The 23,260-nt window shown below is 43.8% G+C and carries 22 protein-coding genes and 2 riboswitches; of the genes, 17 read left to right on the forward strand and 5 right to left on the reverse strand.

The features are described 5' to 3' along the window. Positions 1-213: 213 nt before the first annotated feature. Positions 214-387 (reverse strand): hypothetical protein, encoded by a 174-nt coding sequence (locus BROSI_RS20005; RefSeq protein ID WP_157842564.1) that lies wholly within the window; start codon positions 385-387, stop codon positions 214-216. On the opposite strand from BROSI_RS20005, the gene tnpC reads away from it, so the two are divergent. Then, positions 386-1,756, forward strand: a complete 1,371-nt coding sequence (gene tnpC, locus BROSI_RS15535) for an IS66 family transposase (protein ID WP_052564685.1) — start codon at positions 386-388, stop codon at positions 1,754-1,756. The two genes, BROSI_RS20005 and tnpC, sit on opposite strands and share 2 nt — an antisense overlap. 239 nt (positions 1,757-1,995) lie before the next feature. On the opposite strand, the gene BROSI_RS21065 is transcribed toward tnpC, so the two are convergent. Both BROSI_RS21065 and BROSI_RS15540 read right to left on the reverse strand, forming a co-directional pair. Then, positions 1,996-2,118: a hypothetical protein gene (locus tag BROSI_RS21065; protein WP_261338857.1), complete on the reverse strand. Its 123-nt coding sequence runs from the start codon at positions 2,116-2,118 to the stop codon at positions 1,996-1,998. Positions 2,119-2,244: 126 nt separating this feature from the next. Then, on the reverse strand, positions 2,245-3,822 hold the full coding sequence (locus BROSI_RS15540; protein WP_052564686.1) for a sialidase family protein: 1,578 nt from the start codon (positions 3,820-3,822) through the stop codon (positions 2,245-2,247). Between the two features lie 905 nt (positions 3,823-4,727). After that, positions 4,728-4,840: riboswitch (cyclic di-GMP riboswitch) on the reverse strand. A gap of 671 nt (positions 4,841-5,511) precedes the next feature. Between BROSI_RS15540 and BROSI_RS21565 the strand changes: the two genes are divergently transcribed. Further along, on the forward strand, positions 5,512-5,796 hold the full coding sequence (locus tag BROSI_RS21565) for a hypothetical protein (RefSeq protein WP_052564689.1): 285 nt from the start codon (positions 5,512-5,514) through the stop codon (positions 5,794-5,796). Positions 5,797-5,824: 28 nt separating this feature from the next. Here the strand turns inward: BROSI_RS21565 and BROSI_RS20260 are convergent, their stop codons facing one another. After that, on the reverse strand, positions 5,825-6,205 hold the full coding sequence (locus BROSI_RS20260) for a hypothetical protein (RefSeq protein WP_157842565.1): 381 nt from the start codon (positions 6,203-6,205) through the stop codon (positions 5,825-5,827). Positions 6,206-6,346: 141 nt separating this feature from the next. Further along, positions 6,347-6,470, reverse strand: a riboswitch (cyclic di-GMP riboswitch). 405 nt (positions 6,471-6,875) lie between these two features. Here BROSI_RS20260 and BROSI_RS15565 point away from each other — a divergent pair. The 8 genes from BROSI_RS15565 (at position 6,876) to BROSI_RS15595 (ending at position 13,908) form a co-directional block, all read left to right on the forward strand. Then, positions 6,876-7,688 (forward strand): cobalt-precorrin 5A hydrolase, encoded by an 813-nt coding sequence (locus BROSI_RS15565; RefSeq protein WP_052564691.1) that lies wholly within the window; start codon positions 6,876-6,878, stop codon positions 7,686-7,688. Then, positions 7,682-8,398 carry a precorrin-3B C(17)-methyltransferase gene (gene cobJ, locus BROSI_RS15570; protein ID WP_052564692.1) on the forward strand — a complete coding sequence of 239 codons (717 nt, stop codon included), beginning with the start codon at positions 7,682-7,684 and terminating at the stop codon, positions 8,396-8,398. The genes BROSI_RS15565 and cobJ overlap by 7 nt, the downstream gene beginning before the upstream one ends. A 24-nt stretch (positions 8,399-8,422) precedes the next feature. Beyond that, on the forward strand, positions 8,423-8,803 hold the full coding sequence (locus BROSI_RS15575) for a carboxymuconolactone decarboxylase family protein (RefSeq protein WP_052564693.1): 381 nt from the start codon (positions 8,423-8,425) through the stop codon (positions 8,801-8,803). 25 nt (positions 8,804-8,828) lie between these two features. Next, positions 8,829-8,930, forward strand: coding sequence for a 2'-5' RNA ligase family protein (locus BROSI_RS21485; protein ID WP_082059250.1), 102 nt, complete (start codon positions 8,829-8,831; stop codon positions 8,928-8,930). A 1-nt stretch (position 8,931) separates the two neighbouring features. After that, a complete protein-coding gene (locus BROSI_RS15580; protein ID WP_082059251.1) occupies positions 8,932-9,279 on the forward strand; it encodes a 2'-5' RNA ligase family protein in 348 nt (115 codons plus the stop codon). A 135-nt stretch (positions 9,280-9,414) separates the two neighbouring features. Beyond that, a complete protein-coding gene (locus BROSI_RS15585; protein ID WP_082059394.1) occupies positions 9,415-11,532 on the forward strand; it encodes a thioredoxin domain-containing protein in 2,118 nt (705 codons plus the stop codon). A gap of 20 nt (positions 11,533-11,552) precedes the next feature. Continuing rightward, positions 11,553-12,707, forward strand: coding sequence for a glycosyltransferase (locus tag BROSI_RS15590; protein WP_052564695.1), 1,155 nt, complete (start codon positions 11,553-11,555; stop codon positions 12,705-12,707). A gap of 13 nt (positions 12,708-12,720) precedes the next feature. Further along, positions 12,721-13,908, forward strand: a complete 1,188-nt coding sequence (locus BROSI_RS15595; protein ID WP_052564696.1) for an HD-GYP domain-containing protein — start codon at positions 12,721-12,723, stop codon at positions 13,906-13,908. On the opposite strand, the gene BROSI_RS15600 is transcribed toward BROSI_RS15595, so the two are convergent. Beyond that, positions 13,905-15,317 carry an NAD-dependent malic enzyme gene (locus tag BROSI_RS15600; protein ID WP_052564697.1) on the reverse strand — a complete coding sequence of 471 codons (1,413 nt, stop codon included), beginning with the start codon at positions 15,315-15,317 and terminating at the stop codon, positions 13,905-13,907. The two genes, BROSI_RS15595 and BROSI_RS15600, sit on opposite strands and share 4 nt — an antisense overlap. A 174-nt stretch (positions 15,318-15,491) precedes the next feature. On the opposite strand from BROSI_RS15600, the gene BROSI_RS15605 reads away from it, so the two are divergent. From BROSI_RS15605 to BROSI_RS15635, 7 genes are all read left to right on the forward strand, one after another. Beyond that, a complete protein-coding gene (locus BROSI_RS15605) occupies positions 15,492-16,187 on the forward strand; it encodes a metallophosphoesterase family protein (protein ID WP_052564698.1) in 696 nt (231 codons plus the stop codon). 169 nt (positions 16,188-16,356) lie between these two features. Next, the gene (locus tag BROSI_RS15610) at positions 16,357-16,965 is read left to right on the forward strand and encodes a nucleotide exchange factor GrpE (protein WP_052564699.1); all 609 of its coding nucleotides are present in this window, start codon (positions 16,357-16,359) and stop codon (positions 16,963-16,965) included. A gap of 3 nt (positions 16,966-16,968) precedes the next feature. Continuing rightward, positions 16,969-18,837, forward strand: a complete 1,869-nt coding sequence (gene dnaK, locus BROSI_RS15615; protein WP_052564700.1) for a molecular chaperone DnaK — start codon at positions 16,969-16,971, stop codon at positions 18,835-18,837. A 214-nt stretch (positions 18,838-19,051) separates the two neighbouring features. Beyond that, positions 19,052-20,029 carry a cobalamin biosynthesis protein gene (locus BROSI_RS15620; protein WP_052564701.1) on the forward strand — a complete coding sequence of 326 codons (978 nt, stop codon included), beginning with the start codon at positions 19,052-19,054 and terminating at the stop codon, positions 20,027-20,029. Beyond that, positions 20,013-20,810: a cobalt ECF transporter T component CbiQ gene (cbiQ, locus tag BROSI_RS15625; RefSeq protein WP_052564702.1), complete on the forward strand. Its 798-nt coding sequence runs from the start codon at positions 20,013-20,015 to the stop codon at positions 20,808-20,810. Before BROSI_RS15620 ends, cbiQ begins: the two co-directional genes overlap by 17 nt. After that, the gene (locus BROSI_RS15630; RefSeq protein ID WP_052564703.1) at positions 20,795-21,583 is read left to right on the forward strand and encodes an energy-coupling factor ABC transporter ATP-binding protein; all 789 of its coding nucleotides are present in this window, start codon (positions 20,795-20,797) and stop codon (positions 21,581-21,583) included. The genes cbiQ and BROSI_RS15630 overlap by 16 nt, the downstream gene beginning before the upstream one ends. Beyond that, entirely contained in the window at positions 21,543-22,370 is an 828-nt protein-coding gene (locus BROSI_RS15635) for a hypothetical protein (RefSeq protein WP_157842566.1), read from the forward strand. The genes BROSI_RS15630 and BROSI_RS15635 overlap by 41 nt, the downstream gene beginning before the upstream one ends. Positions 22,371-23,260: the final 890 nt, after the last annotated feature.

Here is a 23,260-nt window from a genome sequence, read left to right on the forward strand (position 1 = left end):
TTACAAACCTGCTAAGGGAAGTGCACGTAAGAATCAGGGCATGACCCCCCCAGCGGGTTCAAATTTCCCCCTACCGGGTTCAAATTTGTAATTTGAACCCAATAGTTGTCGTGCCCATGCTACTGTAACTTTAGTTTGTGTAGGGTGGACTTCGCCGTGAGCGTTCAGCCGAACGATTAAGGCGTTTGCCTTTTTGCGCCGAATCCACCAATATCATGCTGCTGCCTTCTCTCTTCCCTCGTCTCTCGTTTCTCGTATGACTTCTGTATTCCGTACCCTGACAAGCGACCCCTTCCCTTCAATGCCAGAGCCAAACGATTTGTCAATAATAAAGATTTGACCCCTATTTACTCTCTTCAGAGAAATTTCCGGAGGTTTCTTGTTCATGACCAGGGATGAAGCTATAGCTATTTTAGAGATGGACAGAGAGGATGCGATTCAAGCCATCCTGATACTGGCCGAGAAAGCAGAGAACTATGACAGACTCTGCGATAAACCGAGTCCGACCACCCCGTCCGGCATGACACCACCGTATCTAAAGCCCGCAGGCAAAAGGAAAAGACGGCCTTGTGGCAGGAAACACGGACATAAGGGGATTTCCCGGAAACGGCCGGAAAAAATAACTGCCTATCAGACACATACCCTCAAGAGTTGTCCTGATTGCCACCAGCCACTGCAAAATCCGGTAAGAACGTATAAGCGATACATCGAAGATATCCCACAGATTGATCCGGTCGTGACTGAACATACGGTTCATGGTTCCTGGTGTTCTTGTTGTAGAAAGATTGTCCAGCCTACGGTCACAGACGCGTTGCCAAATGCCCGACTCGGATTGCGCCTCGTTGTCTTTACCGCCTGGCTTCATTACTTAGTCGGCATAAGTATAAACAATATCGTAAAGATGGTTTCCGTATTTTTCAACTTTCACATAAGCGCCGGTGGTTTAACCCAGGCTTGGAAGTCCCTTGCAACACTCCTGGAATCACGGTATAACGATATTGGACAAAAAGTCTCCGCAAGTGCCGTTTTACACGCAGATGAAACAGGGTGGCGGTTGAACGGGAAAACCCATTGGTTGTGGTGTTTTACAACCAAAACCCTCTGCTACTACCTCATAACACGCAATCGGGGGTCGCCTGTCATAGAAAAGTTCTTAGGCAGACTATTCAAGGGCATCCTGATTTGTGACTTCTGGGGCGCTTATAACAAGATAAACGCACTGGCAAAGCAGCGGTGTTTCTATCATCTGTTCACGGAACTGGTAAAAGTCGACACATACAATCGGTCAATTCCATGGAAAGCTTTCCGGAAAAAACTCTCTCGTGTGCTCAAAGACGCATTGCGGTTATCGGAGGAAAAGAACCATTTGAGTCCAGAATGCTTTCTTCGGTTGAAAAAGAGATTACATTATCGGCTTGAACAGTTTTTGATAACACCCTATCAGGATAAAGACGCACAAAGACTGATCAAACGTCTGAATCGCCATAAAGAGGAACTCTTTACGTTCCTGGAACATGAGGGCGTGAGTCCCTATAATAACCATGCTGAGCAACAGATGCGAAAGCCGGTATTGACTCGAAAGGTCTCACAACAAAATCGTTCTGCTCAAGGTGCGAATACCCAGGCTATCCTTATGACATTGCTTCGCTCTGCGGAATTACAAGGTGCTAATCCCGTTGAAAACCTTCTGGCAATTGCCAAAAACGCCCTGACGGTAAAAACGCCTTCTGGGTTGGCCTATAAAATCGCTTGTTAATTTTTCAAAGAACTAAAGTGTTACCTTCTTTATTGTATGCATAATGGTCGTGCCATTACACCATCATCCCAGAACCAAACAGATTGTCGGCGATAAACAGGCTGTCCAAGAATGCAACTGCAATCTTTAACGTATACTACATATCGATTAAATTTTAATTACAAATCAATACATAGTATGGCTTTTGATCTGCAAAACAATTCTCGGACAACCTGTAATGGGTGGCCCTCGCTTCCCCCTTAGAATGTACTATCCCCTTTGATAGTGCCGGTATGTGCAGGTCCCAGCTTCTCAAATATATCTTCGTCAGTGTAGGTAATCACTTCTGGCGCTTCGTATCCGGGTAATTTTTTGCCTTCCATTATATGTTTCCTTTCTCTATAAAAATTTGCGATGTCTGTCTTGTCATTTGGCCATCAGCGGTCAGCCTTCACCCTCTGCCTGATACCTGATCCCCGTATTCTGGCTTCTAACTTCCAACCTTCATCTTATTTACGTTTCTTTGTCCTTAAACTCTTTATTGTGGCATCATCTGACCTTACCTTTACCTTTTCAGGACCGTGCATGGCGCTCACCCCTTTGTAGTCCACGTCCTCCAGCTTGTAATAGTACGTGCCTTTGGCTGGTGGCGTATCTACAAAGCTGTAACCGGCTCCGGACGTGGCATTGCCCTGGGCTGGGATGAGGATGTCGTTGATCTTTTTATAAGCGCCATCCTTGGTTTCTGCGCGGTAGAGATTAAATCCGGCATTGTCCACCTCCGTGGCCGTTTCCCAGGTCAGAATTACACTACCATCATTACCCGACTTGGCGTTAAAAGATAATAGAGTAACAGCACATGGAACAGAGAACAAGAAACGCCTTCCGTCTTCTGTGAAAGCCAGGATCCTACCAGAGGCGTCCGGGAGGTACGCCATAGCGACTACTCGAACAGTGCTGGTAAACCCATCCATCGGAAGTGGCGACCAAGTGACTCCACAATCGTGAGTTATAGAGAAGGTTGTGCCTCCGGTCTGGACAACCCATGTGCAAGGCTCAGTCGGATGAGCCAATAGATTGTAACCATCTGGGAAATCAATGTTCACACCGTTGATTGGTACCGCTGAAGAAACGTCCGGCACACCTCCCGCCGCATAGTAAAGAGTTTGGGTATTCTCGGCGGAATAAATAAACCCACCATCTGCGGTGCATCGTCCCATGAGTCCTCCTGCCCTCTTTTGGAGACCTCTGACTGGAACATCATACGTGATTCCACCAAGTGGTCTTCCCGCAATAACGCCAGGGAAGTTAATCTCAGTTGAGTTGCTTCCGTCCAGATTCATACTCATGGGAGAAAGAAAATCGTGTTTATTGAGGATCAATCCCACCACGAAATCGATCGTAATTACTGCGTAGTTCCATCTATCGTCACCAGTCTTGCTCACGTTGTTGTGACCTTGGAGGATTGTAAAAGTCACACCAGCATCCGTGCTCACAGACACGTTGCCGTAATCATAGCCGCGTCCAATAAATACTTTGCCCTGATCGTCAGGGTCTGGGATAATGCTATTGATCTCGCCACTTTCTCCTGGCTGTCCTGCCATCAGATTTTCAGTCCATGAAGTACCATTGTCATCGGAGCGCCATAGCCCTCCTTTGGGCGCAGGAGAGTACCATGGATGCCCGTTCGCCGCAAACCAGATACGATTGGGGTTGGCTGCCGACCGGGCAACAACGCGGTCCCGCCAATTATCTCCCCAACCCTGTGTCTCGATTTGATCGAAGTTCGGTGAATCATGAACAACCCAAGACACCGCTTGGTTAGTAGACGTGGCTGGACGGCATGCAACATCGTCACGTTCAGCTCCCACTGGACCCACAATCCCAGTCAGCAAATTAGGCTGATCCTTGTCGGCAAATGTGACGGAATAAACGTAACCGGGGTTTCCATTTTTGTCGATGATCGGGTTTCCGATACCGATTTCAGTCCAACAGGTTCCCGAAGCCACTGTTACCAAGCTGCTGAGCATCAGCAGTAGAACCAGACTTCCAATCAACGCCTTCATCATTTTGCTTATGTGCTTCATAGAACGCTCCTTTCTTTCTTTCTTTCTTCATTCTATAAATGTTAAAGTAGTAGAGATGTCCAAAAAGCCGAATCGGCTGGGACGACCCCCAAATTCACAGTATCTATGTAATGTTCATATTTGTTTCCTCCTTTCTTGAAGCTTAGGAATTTTAAAATTTTCTCCTCCCCCTTAGTCCCCCTCGTGAGGGGGACAACAACTAGCTGGTAGACTGGAGGACTAGCCTCCAGCCCCCAATCGTCGCCGGAAGCACTGGACAACGTGCAGTGCATTCTTTTAAACCGTACGTCTTTCTCGTAGTTAGCGACCCCACAGCGTTGCTCTCGAATAGAGAAAAGTACCCTATCATGATTTAGCACATACCTTAAGAAATTCTCGTTCAAATGAGAGTAACCCCAATTTGAAAAAACGGGCCCCCTTTTTTAATGGGGACTTGCAACCCACCCCTTATTTCCCAATTCAAAAAAACAATGCATCGTTTTGTACAAGCGCCCTCTTTTCATGGTAAAATTGAGCCTTCGGTGACTTACACATACACCTTTTACGACAAAATCCCACCCCCTTCACCCCCGTCGGCGGGGGACAGTTATTTGTCCCTCTCATAGAGGGGGATAGGGGGGAGGAACAAGGCATTTCGAATTTCGACATTCATTATTCCTTGTTCAATATTCGATATTGGAATCCCCAGAGTAAAAACGGGGACCGGGGAAAAGAGTTTTCACACCACCATAATCGTATTTCCGCATCCTGCCAAAAAACCTTCAGCAGTTCAGCAATCAGCCTCCAGCCCTTTGTCTGACTGCTGAAAGCCGAGTCAGGGCACGTGGCAACGTGCCCCTACATTGAAATCATTACGGATTAAAATAAAAAAGCCTTACTGCAAAACATGTTCATTGAAAAACATCTTCGGCAGTAAGGCTGTCTTTTTTCGTCAAGGTATCCTTCAACTACATCCGTGTGAATTTAAAGACCCTTTCCTTTGCGTCCCCTGATCACTCAGGGTTTGCCTTTATCGTATGTTTTGTTTCTTTGTAACAACCCTCCCCTAATCCGAACGAGTCGGAAGAGTATTTTTGAGAGGAGATGCTGAAATAAGCATGTCCTGATAAAAATCAGGATTCAGCATGACATTTTGCGTTTTGTCATTCCGAACTTGTTTCGGAATCTCCTGTATTATTATAGGTTTTCTTCCGATTCATTCGGGTTAGTCTTCTAAAAACCTTAAAAGTTCGTTACCTTAAAAATTAGCTTATAAGTCTTGATATTACCTGGTATTCCGGTTTTTGATAAAAATATTTTTGCTGAAAATGTTAAAATATTTTTTGTAAGGAATTAATCCCCCTAATTTTGCTAAGGGAGGACTTCTTCGCCCCGCTTTTAAGGGGATTTGCAACCCACGGTATTCAGGCAGAAATGTGGGCAAAGATACGCTTTGATAATGGGAAATTTATAATCCTTTATTTTTTGATTCAAAATAAAAGGTTCGTCGTTTTAACAACAGCTATCTTCAAGCTTAGGAATTTCAAACTTTTCGCCTCCCCCTTTAGTCCCCCTCACGAGGGGGACAACAACTGTCCCCCGCTGGCGGGGGTAAGGGGGTGGATTTTGTCGTAAAAAAGGTGTACGTGTAAGTCACCGAAGGCCTAATTTATACTAACTGAAGGGTAGTATACGTTTACGGGAGTGCAGATGCAAGAAAACAAAGGTTGGTGTTTTCGGTATCTTTGGTTACTTGAAAAAGCAGACTTAAGTTACCTTGAAATAAGACGGCCAGTGCTCCATGGCATAAAGTGCGAGTTGCAGCCTGTTAGCGACTCCGACCTTTTTATAGATACCGTTCATGTATTTTTTCACGGATGGTTCACTGATGTTGAGACGTGCCATGATATCCTTGTTGCTGTATCCCTTGCAAATGCATTGAATAATCTCCGTCTCACGCCTGGTCTGGGGGGGGGTGTGTCAAATTTCCTTTGACAATTTTTTACACACGTGATGATGTCTTTTAGTTTCTTATGGGTAAACCACAGTTCGCCGGAAGCAGCGCATTGTATCGCCTTCTTGAGCTGTGTTGAATCGGCTCGGGAAACAAGATACCAATGATTCCTTTTGAGATATATTCCAGGAGACGTTGATCTTCTACCTTTGGGAGGCAATCCGTCAACAAGAGGAGGGTCTTCACCTTGTGGTGAAAGAGTGTTTCAGGAGACATCCTGGAAAAGGTATGAAAATCAGCAATGAGCAGGTCTGTTTTTGTTGCAATCTCTTTTTCAGATTCGACGATACCAACACGATAACCCATCTTCCGTGCGTCTCCTGCCACCAAGTGTTTGATACCTTCCGAAAAGAGATAGTTACAGCAACAGATCGATATCTTGAACGGCATTGTTTTTCTCCTCAAAACGATTACCGGCAGCTTATCTTCTGACAGGTTCAGGATGAACGTATTATACCCCTCAAACCGTTCATGCGAACCTTCGTCCTTGAGAAAGAAAAAAACCCTACTGCAGAGTTTACAGTAAACATCTTCGGCAGTAAGGCTGTCTCTTCGTAAGCCGTTTAAACAGTTTAAACGGCTTAAACTGTTTAAACAACTGATAAGACCCTTTCCTTTGCGTCCCCTGATCACTCAGGGTTTGCCTTTATCGTAACGTTTTTGTTGATTGCAGGATACTATAGCATTGGTAATTAACTATGCAAGCGAAAAATACAAGAGGAAGTTTTTCCATGACATATAAGCAGGATATTTTGTTTGCAGCTTCGCTGCGGCAGGGAATGTTTTGGTAAGTTTCAGCGAAGGTAATAGGAAGTACTTTTTTTATTGAATAAAGCCGGTTACGAGCGTAATATATGGAATACGATTACATAGGAATGTTTGTTTCAATTATGCAGGACACATGGTATATGAGGTGTCAAAATCCCCCTTAATAATAGGAGGGCAAAGAGGGTTGTCCGGAACCCGAAAGGAAAAAGACAACCCCCTGAATCGTTCGACTGAGTGTTCGTCTGAGCTCACGCCAAAGTCCTCTTTTTTAGTGGACTGAAAAAGGAATGCTTTGAATATAGCTCTTATTGCCTTGACAGAAGAAGGATTAAAAACTGCACGAAGGATTGGAACAGGTTTTGATCCGCCTCCTTCTACGTATATATTTAATAAAACGGGAGAGGGAAATAATTGTAGTACCGAAGACAAGACGCCCCCATATATTAGGCCTTTTTCTGAACCGCTGCAACAACTGGTTAATCGAATCTTCAAACACTATGACGGCCTTGTCTTTGTTATGGCCATGGGGATTGTGGTGAGGATGATTGCCCAAAATATCCTCGATAAATACACCGATCCGGCTGTGGTTGTGGTTGATGATGTGGGGCGTTTCGTTATCAGCGTGCTCTCGGGTCATGAGGGTGGCGCCAATCTGTTGGCACATCGGATTGCCGCTATCTTGCATACAGATGCCGTGATTACTACCGGCACCGAGGCGCAGAAGGACATTATCGTTGGTATCGGTTGTAAAAAGGGGGTTAGTTCTGAGGCGGTAAAACAATCCATTCTTGATGCCCTTCAGAGGGTGAATCTTACGATGGAACGTGTCCGACTGCTTGCTACTATTGAGATTAAATCTCAAGAGCCGGGATTATTGCTGGCGGCGGATGAATTGGGCATCCCGTTAAGGGCCGTTTCCAGCCGGGAAATTGCGGTATGTGCCAAAGAGCATGGTAGATCAGATTTTGTGAAAGAAAAGATAGGGGTGTGGGGGGTGTGTGAACCCGCGGCGCTTCTTTCGGGGAGGAAGACTCAATTACTACTCAAAAAACAGAAATATCCAGGCGTGACCGTAGCCATCGCCCAGGAAAACTTTACGTGGTAGGCATTGGCCCCGGGGCAAGGAACGAGATTAGCCAGAGGGCATTAGACGCATTGAAAGATTCTGAAACGATCGTTGGCTATAAACTGTATGTGGATCTGGTGAAAGATATTGTAGGAAATAAACAGATCGTTGCCAGCGCCATGCGTAAGGAAATTGAGCGTGTGGAGATGGCGATACAGGAAGCCCTGGCGGGAAAGATCGTGTCTCTCATCAGCAGCGGTGATCCGGGTGTTTACGGCATGGCCGGACTTGTGCTGGAGGTGGTTTCTGAAAAAAATATCGATTTGCCCCTAGAAATTATTTCAGGAATTCCTGCAGCCAATGCCGCTGCAGCCGTGCTCGGCGCGCCGCTCATGCATGATTATGCCGTCATTAGCCTTAGCGACCTGCTCACACCGTGGGAGACCATAGAAAGGCGCGTAAAGTGTGCTGCCGAGGCAGATTTTGTCATTGTACTATACAATCCCAGGAGCTCTCAAAGGGATTGGCAGATTGAGAAAACTGCCCATATCATCCTTCACTATAAATCTCCAGCGACCCCTGTAGGGATCGTCAAAGACGCATCCCGGAAGGATGAATCGGTTATCATCACAACACTTGACAAAATGACTTCTCATCCTATTGACATGACGACCGTTATTATCGTAGGAAATTCGACTACCTTTCAATATCATAATTACCTGGTAACAAAACGGGGTTATCAATTGTAATTGCTTATAGAAAAGGAGGCTGGTATGCCAAAGGAAAAATTACCTCAACAGTATATCCAAATGAAAAAAAGGCATGAGAAGTTATTCAACGCAATTGAGGAGGTTGGTAAGACTGTCAGGCAGGAAGGCCCTCTTGACGAAAATACTGCGCATCTGATTCAACTTGCGGCTGCGGCAACCGTACATTCCGAAGGCGCTGTCCACAGTCACGTAAGAAGGGCTCTTGAAGCAGGCGTAACACCTGATGAGATTTATCACGCAATCATTCTTCTCACAAGCACCATCGGATTTCCAACCGTCGTTGCTGCATTAAGTTGGGCGGAAGATGTCATAAAAAAAAGAAAAAATAGGAACTCTCATCCTGGTAAAACCTTGAAATGTGAAATGAACGGCAATCCGGCGTGAGTATGATAGTCAGAGAAGGCGGTGGATGCCCCACATCACCCTGATTTATCCATTTCGGCCAAGGGAAGAGTTTGAGTTCTTAGCTGAGCAGTTCTCTCGTGTGTGTGTGAAAGCTCGGGACTTTTAAAATTACACTGAAGGAGTTCTTTTTCTTTCGCCATAATCGTGATTGTTGCACACTCTGGCTGGCTCCTGAACCAAAAGATGCTCTGGTTAGATTGCAGAGGATATTGCAGGGTGTGGTGCCAGACTGTGATGATGCGGGAAAATACGAAGGGGGGTTTACACCTCACCTGAGCGTAGGCCAGGCTCTGGGGGTGGAAGCAGCGGCGTTGAAGTTACTCAATCTGTTTCAGACAAGCTGGAAGACAATGTCATTTCCGCTGAACGAGGTTAGTTTCATCTGGAGCGATAATCCTCCTAACGATGTGTTTCGCGTGGTTTGCACAGTACGTCTGGGACATTTGAATTTGTAATTCTGAAGATATTTTTGTCAGGTGAGGTTGATTCTTGTGGCTAAATTTCTCTCTTTCTTTACCTGCAACAGATACTCTCTTCCGATCCGTAGTCTCATCCTGTCATTTTTTATGAAAGGTTGTGTATTTAATGATATGAATGCAAATGAAAATAGCGCCCGGTTGCCATCACAACAGGAAATGAAATCCTCTCACAAGAGAAAACCTAACCGCTTAATTTCTGAAAAAAGTCCTTATCTTCAACAGCATGCATATAATCCTGTCGATTGGTATCCCTGGGGCGAAGAGGCGTTTCAGAAGGCTGTGAAAGAAAATAAGCCCATCTTTCTTTCCATCGGTTATTCAACCTGCCATTGGTGCCACGTTATGGAATATGAATCATTCGAGGATGAAGAGGTTGCGAGGATTTTGAATGAAAATTTTGTCTCCATAAAAGTCGATAGGGAAGAACGCCCTGATTTAGACAATATTTATATGGCGGTGTGTCAGGCTATGACCGGAAGCGGTGGCTGGCCTCTCAACTTATTCCTGACTCCGGAAAAGAAGCCATTTTTTGCCGGAACGTATTTCCCAAAAACTGAACGGTTTGGGAATCCGGGATTCATAGCTATTCTTCAAAAGATATCCAGCTTGTGGCAGACAAATAAAGAGAGCGTTATTGCGTCGAGTGAGCAAATCACAAAGGTCCTGCAATCCATGGCCTTTACAACACCGGGAGAAATCCTGACGAAAGAGACGCTAAAACACGCTTACGAACAATTACGGGATACTTTTGACACTATTTATGGCGGGTTTGGTTCTTCCCCCAAATTTCCCACACCACACAACTATACCTTTCTTCTTCGATGGTGGAAACGGAGCAACGACCCTACGGCCCTGGAGATGGTTGAAAAAACCCTTGAACGAATGGGAAGGGGCGGCATGTATGATCAATTGGGAGGCGGATTTCACCGGTATTCCACCGACGAATATTGGCTCGTTCCCCACTTTGAAAAAATGCTTTACGATCAGGCTTTGACCGCAATAGCTTATACGGAGACCTATCAGGCCACGGGAAAGCCTTACTATGCCGATATAGTGAGAGGTATCTTTATGTATGTTCTGAGGGATATGACTTCTCCGGAAGGTGGTTTCTATTCTGCCGAGGATGCCGATAGTGAAGGTGTGGAAGGTAAGTTTTATGTCTGGACACCTGACGAGGTCATAAAAATTTTGGGTGAAAGGGACGGTAAGATATTTTGTGATTATTATGACGTCTCCAGGGAAGGCAATTTTGAGGAAAAGAACATCCTGCATGTGGACAAGCCATTAGATGCCTTTGCCAAACTGGAAGGTATACAAACAGAAGAACTGCAGGAATTGTTACGCACTGCCCGGGAAAAACTCTTTGCTGAACGGCAGAAACGTATCCATCCTCACAAGGACGACAAGATACTTACCTCATGGAATGGCTTGATGATTGCCGCCCTTGCCAGGGGTGCTCAGGCATTACATGCACCTGAATACGCACAAGCGGCAGTGCGTGCAACCGATTTTATTTTGAATGCGTTGCACAGAAAGGACGGGACGTTATTACGACGCTATCGTTCGGGAGAAGCCGCTATTCCCGGTTATCTGGATGACTATGCCTATTTTGTCTGGGGTTTGATCGATCTTTATGAGGCTACTTTTGAGACAAAATACCTCAAAACTGCTTTGGAACTGAATAAACAAATGATTGAAAATTTCTGGGATGAAAAAGGAGGGGGATTATTTTTTGGTGGCAAGAGAAATGAACAGCTTATAGCACAGACAAAGGAGATCTACGATGGGGCAACTCCTTCAGGAAATTCGGTCGCTTTATTCAATATGTTGCGATTAGGACGTGTGGCGGGGAATCCTGGTTTGGGGAAAATGGCGGACCAAATTATGAAAGCCTTTGGAGAAACGATAAACCAATATCCGTCAGGATATACCCAATTTATGTGTGCCCTGGACTTTGCCCTGGGCCCTACAAAGGAGATTGTCATTGCAGGCGAACCCGATCAAAAGGACACACAGCAGATACTTCAGGAAATAGGAAAACGATTCCTTCCGCGAAAGGTCTTGCTATTGAACTCCCTGAAAGACAAATCTCTTGGGGAAATTGCAGGATTTGTAAAGGAACAAAAGCCCATTGAAAACAAGGCCACTGTCTATATTTGCGAAAATTATGCCTGTAAGGCTCCTGCGAATGAGATAAACAAAATCATACAACTATTAGATGAACCTTAAATCTTTCCGGTATCAGCATTATGTTTGATCTCATCTTGCTCTGTGCCAGCGTTATCTCTGCAATCATTTGGCTTGCACTGTTGTTTATGCCTGTACGCTGGCGGATGTCGGAACGCTGGGAAGTCTCCGATTCTTTACACACAACGATTACCCAATGGCCAAGCTTGTCCGTTATTGTGCCTGCGCGAAACGAGAGCACATCCCTTCCGCTGACATTACCCTCGTGGCTCGGTCAGGGCTATCCAGAATCGGAAATCATCCTGATAGACGATGAATCAAGCGATGGTACGGCAGCATGTGCAAAAGGTATTTCATCGCAGACAGGTCGCAATGTGAAGGTCATCTGCGGCACTCCACCACCAACCGGGTGGACTGGTAAACTGTGGGCGCTTGAACAAGGAGTCAGGGCTTCAACAGGTGAATGGTTATTGTTTACCGATGCCGATATTTTTCATAGCCCAGGCCTGTGGTGTGGACTGGTGGCAAAGGCACTCAATGAACGGCGGGTCATGGTTTCACTGATGGCCTTGTTGGATACGCAGGGGTTATGGGCGCGATTGCTGATTCCAGCCTTTGTTTATTTCTTTCACGGTATGTATCCGTTTAAATCGGTACAGAACTTGCTCTCGAAAGTATCAGCGGCTGCGGGTGGATGTATACTTATTTCACGTCAGGCCCTGGATAAGATAGGTGGTATAACCGGATATTCTAACGCCCTGATAGACGATATTGCGCTCGCCAGGAAAATTAAAGATGCTGAAATGCCTCTCTGTCTTTCACTGACGAAATCGGTCGTAAGTGTTCGTCCTTACCGCCGTCTTGGCGACGTCTGGAATATGGTTGCACGCAATGCCTTTGCACAATTGAAATATTCGTGGTTGGCTTTGGGTGGAACGGTATTGGGATTAGTCGTTTTGTTTCTAGTGCCTGTGGCAGGGATATGCACATTTATGGCCGGAACTATTTCACAAGTGACAATATTGTCCTCAGGACTGTCGATTTTCATGATGGCGCTTATGTACGTGCCGACACTACGCTTTTTTGGCTTGAACGTATGGAGGGCATTTACATTGCCCATTGCCGGGGCATTCTATCTCGCTATGACGGTGTCTTCTGCAATCAATTATCTTTTCGGCCGACATGAGTGGCGAGGTATCCGCATAAAAAGGGATTGATTAAATTTTTACCATGAGAAGAATAAAGATAAATAATGCAGAACCAGGTATGGTTCTTGGTAAGACGATTTATGGATATAACTATGAGGTGCTATTAAACAGGGGAGTGGTGTTAACAAATGCATATATTAAACTGTTGAAAAACAGGGGGTTCATCAGGATTTATATAGATGATGAAGAGACGGAGGATATTGTCCTTGAAGACCCAATATCTGATAAAATCCGTATTATGTCTACAAAAGACATCTTCAGAACATACAAAGTAACGCAGTCTTCCATAGCAAATATAGAAGCAGATACTGCCGAGTCCATTATAAAATGCATCAACACGCCGAAGGTCAAGCAGTCATTTCAGGAAAGCCCTGCCTTTAAACAACTTTGTAACGATATTAACTATTTTCTTGACGAAATCATGAATCAGGATATTTTGTCGGGATTAAATTCGATAAAGAGCTTTGATAACTATACGTATGAACACTCCGTTGATACGGCTGTAATAGCCCTTATCATTGCAAAAAGGTTGCGTCTTGATAAAGAAAAATTAGTCCAGATTGCGATTGGTGAGTTTCTTCACGATATTGGGAAGATATTCGTTGACGAAAAGATTATTAATAAGCCCGGTAAATTAACAGCAGATGAGTTTAAATTGATAAAACTTCATACTATTTATGGATACGAATTACTCAAGGATATTCATACAATTGGGGTAGCTTCTGCACACATCCCTTATCAGCACCATGAGAGACAGGATGGCACAGGCTACCCCCGTGGCCTGAAAGGTACTAATAAACTCGATTCGAAGGGTGTTACTTACACCGAGCACGAGAAGATGATTCTGATTGCAGAGATCGCAGCGCTTGCAGATGTGTATGATGCCTGTAGTTCAGACAGACCTTATCGTCCGGGATTGCCGCCTGATGTGGTATTCGAACTTATAAGAGCCGGGGCTGGATCACAGTTCAATAAAGAATTGGTGGATTGTTTCTTGGGCGTGGTGCCGAAATATCCGTTAGGTTTTGAAGTGAAGATCAAGAATGGCACATATAAGGATTTTACCGGGGTCGTTGCATCCTTAAATTTGTGCCAGCTATCGAAACCAAAAGTGAGGCTACTCCACGATGACAAGAAAAATAAAATTAGCCCTATTGAAATTGATTTAAGTTCTCAGGGCGTTACCATAGAGATGGAATGTGTTTCTTAAAGCATCTGGCGTGTGGCCACACCACTTTTCACAGCTGCGTCTGCTACAGCCATGGCTACCTCGTTATGAACCTTTTCATTGAAGACGCTTGGAATGATGTAGTCCTCTGATAGATGTTCTTCATCAATGGTATTTGCAATGGCATATGCCGCTGCCATGTTCATTTCATCATTGATCGTTGTTGCCCCAATATCTAACGCCCCCCTGAAAAGACCCGGGAAACAAAGCACATTATTAATCTGATTATGATAATCTGAACGACCCGTGGCGATTATCCTTGCAATATCCTCAATTGAATCCGGTTCGATCTCCGGGTTAGGATTTGCCATGGCAAATACGATTGGGTCCTTATGCATGGTTTTTACCATGTCTTTTGTAATGACATTTGGCCCGGAGACACCAATGAAAACGTCCTTTCCCCGCATTGCATCAGCAATTGTCCCTTTTTCATTATCCGGATTTGTAATTTGCGCCAGGTCATTTTTGGCGGGATTCATGTTAATCGCTCTTCCTTTGTAAATAATTCCTGAAGTATCGCAGACCACAATATTCGTCGCTCCTGCGCTGAGGAGTATTTTGGCAATCGACATCCCCGCGGCACCAGCGCCACTGATTGCGACCGAAATATTTTCTATCTTCTTCCCAACCACCTTTAATGCATTAATAAGACCCGCAAGGCAGACCACCGCTGTTCCATGCTGATCATCGTGGAAGACAGGGATGTTTAAGGCTGTCTTTAATCTTTTTTCTATCTCGAAACAGCGGGGGGCTGAGATGTCTTCGAGATTAATACCCCCAAAGGTAGGGGCAATGTTTATAATCGTTTTCACTATTTCATCTACATCCTTGGTGTTTAGTAAAATGGGGAATGCATCGATATTCCCAAATGCCTTGAATAACATCGCCTTACCTTCCATTACGGGCATACCAGCGACAGGGCCAATATCACCTAATCCCAGGATGGCTGTGCCGTCTGTGATAACAGCGACTGTATTCTTGATAATGGTATATTCCATGGCTAGTCCTGGTTTCTCCTGGATGGCCTTGCATACTTTTGCAACGCCAGGTGTATAAACCCGTGAGAGGTCTTCAAAGGTAGTGATGCTGATACGATTGCACAAAAAAATCTTTCCTTTCTCATGGAGTTCGAAGACCTTGTCCTTGACACTGATGACTTCAACAATGTCCTTTCCGATAGCCGAAAGTGCATCCATAATTTCTTTGATCTGTTTGTCCGTACTGACATAAACGGCCAGATCTCTGATCTTAAATTCTTTATCTGCCTTGATGATCTGAATATTGCCCATACTTCCACCCAGTTTACCAATGACAGTAAGCGCCTTGCCTAATGTGCCGGGGATGTTTTTTAGTCTTAAACGAAAGGTCACGAGATTTTCTGCTAGTTTCATTATTTAAACCTCAAATAAGGGAATTTTTAGAAAAAGCATAGGAGAAAATGACAGTTGAAATAACTCAATACATCTGTAAATGTATTGAGTTATACCTTGATTACAAATGTTTCTATCGGTATAATTTGCGATTTTATAATATTTATTTGTTGTAAGGCAAGGGAAATACAGGGTATGAAGATACTTATATTATCAGATATTCATGGCAATATAGCTGCTCTGGATGCCGTGCGTGAAAGGGCTGATATGGTTTTTTGCCTGGGAGATTTGGTGAATTACGGTCCATATCCCAGGGCGTGTATCGAACGAATCAGAGGCTTAACAGACAAAGTGGTTCGCGGAAATCATGATAATGCGGTTGGCAGGGATATGGACTGCGGGTGTTCCATAAGGTACAAAGAGCTGAGCGATGCGGGAAAGATTTTTACCAAGGCCGTCTTAAATCCGGGTGAAAAAGAATTCCTTGGTAATTTACCAACGACGTTAAATTTAGAAATAGAAGGGAAGAAATTTGTGTTGTCACATGGCTCGCCCGGCGGCGATATGTATAAATATCTCAGACCGGATGTCTCTGACGAGCAATTGGAGTCTGAGTTAAAGGATATGAGCGCTGATATTGTCTTTATTGGCCATACCCATCTTCCCATGGTGCGAGAGATAGATGGTACAATCGTTGTAAATCCAGGCAGCGTAGGTCAGCCGCGTGATGGTGTTCCTATGGCATCGTATGCCGTCTGGGAGGATAGTCATATTGAGATAAAACGGGTTCGCTATGATATTGAGGCAACCGTGAAAGGGTTAGAGGCAACAAATATACCGTCCGTTCAGGTTTCGATGCTTGCAAAGATCTTAAGGGATGGTGGGATGTAACTAATCAGCAGTAATCAATTGCCAAAGATCTACGCGAAACAAGTGCAATATCAGAAATGGGGAACTTTAATGGGCTTGCCTTATTTTAATTATTGTATTATAATTACAGCCTTTGTAAAATGATTTACAAAGGCAGTATTTTGTGAAGATTATTTAGGGTAAGATAATAATGTCAAACGAAACTGAAAAAAATATCAACCCGTCTGACAAAGTGGAAGTTGTCCAGGCATCCGAGGTATTATTTGCAGAACAACAGGCGATAATTCAATCCTTGAAGCAGGAATTGGAGATTAATAAGAAAAGGGTTGCTGAACTTCAGGACTCGATGCGAAGACTTGCAGCTGACTTTGACAATTATAAAAAATGGGCTGCAAAAGAGCGCCAAACAATTGAACGTACAGCTTCTGAATCACTGATCAAAAAATTATTGGATATTTACGAGAGTTTGGAAAAGGCGGTCTGCGCGTCAAAGGATATCACAAATAATGAATTGTTTGATGGGATTAAAATGATTTATAAAGAATTTTCACGTATCTTAAAGTCAGAAGGTCTGGAACCCATACCTTCCATTGGTTTGCCTTTGGATGTTTACAGGCATGAGGTCTTAATGCAAAAGATTAATGACGAGGTGCCGGAAGATACGGTATTGGAAGAAATTCAAAGAGGCTATTTATTAAATACATTCGTGTTAAGACCAGCAAAAGTAGTGGTTTCTCAGAAATCAACAAAGGAAAACGTTCAGAATCAAGAAAAGCCAGAAGAGGAAAAAGGAGGTTAGGATATGGCAAAGATTATAGGTATAGATTTGGGGACAAGTAACTCTGCCGCGGCTGCGCTGATAGGCGGCAAACCCACAATTATTCCAAGCGCAGAAGGTGCGACGGTCGGCGGCAAAGCATTTCCTTCTTATGTTGCATTTACGAAGGATGGTGAAAAACTTGTAGGTGAACCTGCAAGGAGGCAGGCTGTTAGTAATCCTGAGGGTACGGTTTATGCAATTAAGAGAAAGATGGGTACCGACTACAAAGTCACTATTCGTGGGAAAACCTTTACTCCTCAACAAATCTCAGCTTTTATTTTACAGAAGATAAAACAGGATGCCGAGGCCTTTCTGGGGGAACGGGTTGAAAAAGCGGTAATCACAGTTCCCGCTTATTTTAATGACAACCAGAGGCAAGCAACCAAGGACGCAGGGACTATTGCCGGACTGGATGTGGTTCGAATTATTAACGAACCTACAGCGGCATCACTGGCTTATGGGTTGGATAAGGTCGAAGAATCTCAAAAGATACTGGTATTCGATTTGGGTGGAGGTACCTTAGATTGTACGATTATGGATTTTGGTCAGGGTGTTTTTGAAGTGGTTTCCACCAGTGGAGATACCCAATTGGGTGGTACAGACATGGATAACGCTATCGTTGATTATCTGGTGTCTGAGTTCAAGAAGGAATACGGGATCGACCTTAAAAATGATAAAATGGCGATGCAGCGCTTAAGGGAGGCTGGGGAGAAGGCTAAAATAGAACTTTCTACAACTTTGACGACTGACATTAACCTTCCATTCCTTACAGCCGATGCCTCTGGACCAAAACACTTTACCCATGCCATAACCAGGGCAAAGCTAGAACAATTAGTGTCTCCTATTGTTAATCGTTGTGGACATTCGGTTGAACAGGCATTAAAAGACGCCAAATTGACGCCAAATGACATTCATAAAATCATCCTTGTGGGCGGTCCAACACGTATGCCTATCGTTCAGAAATTTGTGGAGGATTATGTAGGAAAAAAGATTGAACGTGGGATTGACCCAATGGAATGCGTAGCCATGGGTGCTGCGATTCAGGCAGGCGTTTTATCCGGGGAGGTCAAAGACCTCGTGCTTCTCGACGTAACGCCGCTGTCGCTCGGCATAGAAACCCTGGGTGGCGTGCTTACTCGTCTCATTGAAAGAAATACTACCATTCCGACGAAGAAGAGCCAGGTCTTCACAACGGCAGAGGACAATCAGACCAGCGTAGAAGTTCATGTCCTTCAGGGTGAAAGAGCAATGGCAAGAGATAACGTGACACTGGGAAGATTCCATCTTTCCGGTATTCCACCGGCGCCAAGGGGCGTTCCTCAGATTGAGGTATCTTTTGATATCGACGCCAATGGCATTATTAATGTCCATGCAAAAGACCTTGGTACAGGAAACGAGCAGAAGATTACGATTACGGCTTCGACAAAATTGAATAAGGAAGAAATTGACCGGATGGTCAAACAGGCACAGGAATACTCGGACCAGGATAAACGAACAAAGGAAAGAGCCGAAACAAAGAACAAGGCAGACAGTCTGGCTTATAGCGCTGAAAAGACTTTAAAGGACGTTGCAGGGAAGATAGATGACTCACAAAAACGAAAGATAGAGTCTGCTATTAAAGATTTGAGAGAATCGATAAAATCGGAAGATGAAAAAGATATACAGCAAAAGATGGATGCTTTAACGAGCGCCCTGCACGAAATTAGTGCGAAAGTGTATCAAGAATCTGCTAAGCAGGAAGAACAGCAGCCTCCACCACCTCCAGGCGGTGAAGGTAAGAAAAGAAAAGAAAAAAAGGGTGAAGGGGGAGAGGATGAAATCATCGATGCGGATTATGAAGTAAAAGAATAGTTTGTAAAATCAGCCTTAACTGAGAATGAATACCAGGGGGTAGAGGACTACTTTGTAAAAATTCTTAATTGTACTGTCTTTACAAGGAGTCAGTTGCCAGGATTCAGAATTCAGGATGAAAATGCACTTTAATAGGTAAAGTGGCAGTCCATTCTGACCGCTGAATTCTGAGTTCTGACTCCTTTTTTGAATCTGTATGCAGCTATTCTGCACCATGATTGATCCCACACATACTGTTCTTCTTCAAATAGCAGTTGCCTACGCCCTGGACATTGCCATCGGTGATCCTCAATGGTCATGCCATCCTGTTCGACTTATTGGGAGGTTTATAGGAAGCATAGAAATTGTATTACAAAGATTTCCTATACCAGAACGCATGAGTGGGATACTGTTAACCATCATAATTGTGTTAGGAACGTACCTATTGACCTACGCCGTGATGTCCATAGGGAAACGATGGTGTTCTCCGTATGAAATAATACTTGGCGCTGTTATTGTGTATTCCACAATTTCTATAAAAAGTCTGGCTGATGAAGCAAAAAAGGTAATGATATCTCTCAGGGAAAATGATTTAATAAAGGCCCGGCAGGCATTATCACAGATCGTAGGCAGAGATACAGCGCATCTCGACAAAGAACAAATAGTACGGGCATGTGTTGAAACGGTGGCAGAGGGTAGTGTAGATGGCATTGTGTCGCCATTATTTTATTCCTTTGTAGGGGGGCCTACTGTGGCAATGGCTTATCGGGCTGTAAATACGCTGGATTCCATGGTAGGATACAAGAACGAAAAATATATCCGATTTGGCTGGGCATCTGCACGATTAGATGATGTAGCCAATTATATCCCAGCCAGAATTTGTACGGTATTAATTCCAACGGCTTCTTTTTTGTGTGGTTACGGTTTCCAGAATTCTTTACGGGTTGCCTTTCGGGACGGACGTAAACATGAAAGTCCCAATAGTGGCATTCCAGAGGCTGCAATAGCGGGGGCATTGAAAGTACAATTAGGGGGGCCAAGTATCTATCAGGGTGAAGTTGTTGAAAAACCCTTTATCGGGGACGTTCAGAACCAGTTAACCATAAAGTCGATTGATAGTGCTGTAAGGATAATGTACGTTACGTCCATGTTGTTTTTGATTTGTGGAGTTGGGTCTGTCCTGTGCTTAAAATATTATGAGATTTTCAAATAGTCTGTTGGAATGCCTTGATCCCCGGTCAAAGATCATTTCCTTCCTTTCCATTACTCTCTGCATGATACTGACCCCCATCACGCGTCTGAAAGATTTTGGGCTCTATTTCTTGTTGATACTGGCAATTTCATTCCTTTCAAGGGTTACACCCAGACAGATATTGAGAAGAATGTGCATCTTGATGTTGTTTGTTCTTTTCATTGCGATATTTGTGCCTTTTGTAAAGGAGGGACAGGTATGTTGGTCGTTGAAAATCGGTTATTGGAAAATGGACGTTACTTACGAGGGCGCCTGGACATTTCTTAATATTATTGTTAAGTCAGGTTTATCTATTCTTTTGCTTGTGATTGCTTCTTCAACAACGACCTTTCCTGATTTTTTACATGGGTTGGACTTGTTTCGTCTGCCGAGGTTACTGGTTATACTTATGTCATTTATGTACCGTTACATCTTTGTGCTTTTAGACGAGGCGAAACGACTAATGCGAGCCCGATCTCTGCGTTATTTTGGTTCAAGGTATGTGGAGCAGTTTCGGGTGCTGGGATATATGATTGGTATATTGTTTATCAGGACGTTTGAGCGGGCCGAGAGAATTTATAGCGCAATGATTCTCCGTGGATTCAGTGGAGAAATGCGGAGTGTTAAACGTTTCGGTTTTTCTTATATAGACTTTTTATTTATAGCAGGTATAATCGTTTCGCTGATGTTTATCGTTTCTGGTCTCATCTATAAAATGGAACACGTCAAAATAAGCAACGTTCATCTATGGCAAGGGCTATAATTGTTTCAAACCTGAATTACTGCTACCCGGACGGGACGATGGCGCTAAAGGACGTTAATTTTGATGTGGAAGAAGGGGAAACCCTGGTTATCATCGGTGCCAATGGAACGGGTAAGTCAACACTGTTTATGAATTTGATGGGTATTCTGGAGGGTGACGGACGCATCGAGATTATGGGTTTGACGCTTGACAAGAAGAACATGAAAGAGATCAGACGGAAGATGGGATTGGTATTCCAGAATCCAGACGATCAACTGTTTTGTCCTACCGTTATGGACGATGTCTCGTTCGGTCCTTTAAACCTGGGATGGGATAACAACCAGATAATCGCAGCATCAGAAGAAGCGTTAGTCCTGGTGGGTATGGAAGGTTACGGCTCACGGATATCGCATCATTTAAGTTTTGGAGAAAAGAAGAGAGCGGCTATTGCCACGGTATTGTCTATGAATCCAAAGGTCTTGTTGCTGGATGAACCCACCAGTGGACTGGACCCAAGGAGTTCATCGAAATTTATCAATATACTGTATACCTTAAAATCACAGGGGAAGACGCTTTTGGTTGTAACACATGATATTTTTCTTACCCAGGAGATAGCAGACCGTGTGCTTGTTTTTAGCGAAGAAAAGAGGCCTGTGGCAATTGGTAATTATAAAGAAATATTGAACAATTATGACTTATTATTAAAAAACAATCTGGTTCACCAGCATCGCCACCGCCATGACGAGATGGTACATGAACATGAACACCGGCATGGTCATATCCACAAGCATTAAACTTATGAAAACAGATTCCTACACCAGTGACTGCAATAGGAATATAGAGTTTACCAGCGATATCTGCGCTGATGGGATATGTTGCTTTATGAGCATCCCCCGGCAACAGACCCATCTGGGCATGTGGAGACATTTTTTAAAACGGGGCAATGCTACTGCTGGTATTAAGCTGCTTTACACAGCCCTCCGGGCGAAGGATATTGTATACGATCCATGCCGATGCCTGAATTTCCATTTGAAAGAACTGAATACCCCGGACGGTTTTACCCTTCAGATATTGTTGAGGTGCGGTATATTTGGCAAGAGGTGCCGACCATACACCTGTAAAGAATTCCCGGACAAGGCAGATAGTTTCATGCATGATATTCTTGCACCTTGCGTTTATAATGAATACATTGCTTCAGAAAATTATCTGACGTTGAAGCATAAACAGGTCTTTCGCTTATTTTATGCTATCAAGGATGACCATGGATTGCTTGGAAAGATTTTCCCGGCCCATACGGTCAATGAGACGAGAGAAAAGTTAAGCCAGTATAAAGAGATAACTAAGATTAGTGCGATCTGGAATGAAAAACCTGCCGAATATTTTCTTCTGGAGGTACCCAGGTCTGACTGCGTTTTGTACACTTCCAAGATACATCCAAAGATCGAAAGTGTAAAACAAGCATATAACCTTTGGCAGGGGCATATCGAAAGTTGGTTAGAAAGACATTATGGCAGCAGATGGCAAGATCATTTGGACCGTGCGATTAAACAGGAAAATGAGAAGTTGAAAGAAATGAAATAACCGCAGGCCGCGGAGGAGTGAAGAAAATTCTTGTCTTTTCCCGATCTTTGTGGTAGAAAAAAGTTTCTTGGTTTAAGTATAATGGCAATATAGTCTCCTAAATTATGTTACAAAAAAGGGATTTCAAATGTCCCTTTTTTGATTGGAATTATGGCCTTTTCGGATGAAAAGTCATAAAATACTTACATATATTCAAATTTCAGTCATTGTATGTCTGCTAATATGCAATGGCGGTATAAGTGTAAACTCTGTCAGGGAATCTGATGGATTCCCTTGCAAAGGACATCAATGTGGATGCAAATCGGAATCGGATTGCAGGACTCATTGTTGTTGCGGAGTTTACAAAAATCGAGATAAATTTCAGAGTAATGAGCAGAAAAGCAGTTTTCATGTGTTCATGAGCAGCATAAATTGTACATATGGGAATGACCCGCTCACCGGTGTAACATTTACTGCTAAATACATGGTAGGTGATCAAGTTCAACAAATCAAAGAATCATTTTTGTGTTTTCTTTCTTGTGACATTTCAAATTCTCTTCTTGAAGTATTTGCGTCTCCACCGAAAAAACCACCCAGACATTTCATCTAAAGCCAAATCCAGATTCAACAAAATTTCATAACTTTGGTCTTATTTTCCGGTTTTGCGGCAGACAGACCATTTCGCTCGGAGTGATACTATTGCTATTGCATATCATCCTGACTGAATGAAGCGATCCGTCTGTTCGCTTTCCGCAGAGGTTGACTCAGGGATCTCACAGTTGAAATTCTATCTCTGTAATTTTCAATGGAGGCACATATGAAGAAAAGTCTAACATCAATTAAGCTCTTATCGTGAAAATTCACGGAATGTTAGAGATGTCACGAGGCAGTGGTCACACCCATTGAAAATT

It is taken from the genome of Candidatus Brocadia sinica JPN1, from assembly GCF_000949635.1.
GTDB lineage: Bacteria > Planctomycetota > Brocadiia > Brocadiales > Brocadiaceae > Brocadia > Brocadia sinica.

Coding starts and splice junctions, on each gene's coding strand:
- BROSI_RS15540 (WP_052564686.1), bottom strand. CDS start 3,822: ATGAAGCACATAAGCAAAATGATGAAGGCGTTGATTGGAAGTCTGGTT.
- BROSI_RS15575 (WP_052564693.1), top strand. CDS start 8,423: ATGCCAAAGGAAAAATTACCTCAACAGTATATCCAAATGAAAAAAAGG.
- BROSI_RS15610 (WP_052564699.1), top strand. CDS start 16,357: ATGTCAAACGAAACTGAAAAAAATATCAACCCGTCTGACAAAGTGGAA.
- BROSI_RS15590 (WP_052564695.1), top strand. CDS start 11,553: ATGTTTGATCTCATCTTGCTCTGTGCCAGCGTTATCTCTGCAATCATT.
- BROSI_RS15585 (WP_082059394.1), top strand. CDS start 9,415: ATGAATGCAAATGAAAATAGCGCCCGGTTGCCATCACAACAGGAAATG.
- cbiQ (WP_052564702.1), top strand. CDS start 20,013: ATGAGATTTTCAAATAGTCTGTTGGAATGCCTTGATCCCCGGTCAAAG.
- BROSI_RS15620 (WP_052564701.1), top strand. CDS start 19,052: ATGATTGATCCCACACATACTGTTCTTCTTCAAATAGCAGTTGCCTAC.
- BROSI_RS21565 (WP_052564689.1), top strand. CDS start 5,512: ATGCAAGAAAACAAAGGTTGGTGTTTTCGGTATCTTTGGTTACTTGAA.
- BROSI_RS21065 (WP_261338857.1), bottom strand. CDS start 2,118: ATGGAAGGCAAAAAATTACCCGGATACGAAGCGCCAGAAGTGATTACC.
- dnaK (WP_052564700.1), top strand. CDS start 16,969: ATGGCAAAGATTATAGGTATAGATTTGGGGACAAGTAACTCTGCCGCG.
- BROSI_RS15605 (WP_052564698.1), top strand. CDS start 15,492: ATGAAGATACTTATATTATCAGATATTCATGGCAATATAGCTGCTCTG.
- BROSI_RS20260 (WP_157842565.1), bottom strand. CDS start 6,205: ATGCCGTTCAAGATATCGATCTGTTGCTGTAACTATCTCTTTTCGGAA.
- BROSI_RS15630 (WP_052564703.1), top strand. CDS start 20,795: ATGGCAAGGGCTATAATTGTTTCAAACCTGAATTACTGCTACCCGGAC.
- BROSI_RS20005 (WP_157842564.1), bottom strand. CDS start 387: ATGAACAAGAAACCTCCGGAAATTTCTCTGAAGAGAGTAAATAGGGGT.
- BROSI_RS15600 (WP_052564697.1), bottom strand. CDS start 15,317: ATGAAACTAGCAGAAAATCTCGTGACCTTTCGTTTAAGACTAAAAAAC.
- BROSI_RS21485 (WP_082059250.1), top strand. CDS start 8,829: ATGCCCCACATCACCCTGATTTATCCATTTCGGCCAAGGGAAGAGTTT.
- BROSI_RS15635 (WP_157842566.1), top strand. CDS start 21,543: ATGAACATGAACACCGGCATGGTCATATCCACAAGCATTAAACTTATG.
- BROSI_RS15595 (WP_052564696.1), top strand. CDS start 12,721: ATGAGAAGAATAAAGATAAATAATGCAGAACCAGGTATGGTTCTTGGT.
- tnpC (WP_052564685.1), top strand. CDS start 386: ATGACCAGGGATGAAGCTATAGCTATTTTAGAGATGGACAGAGAGGAT.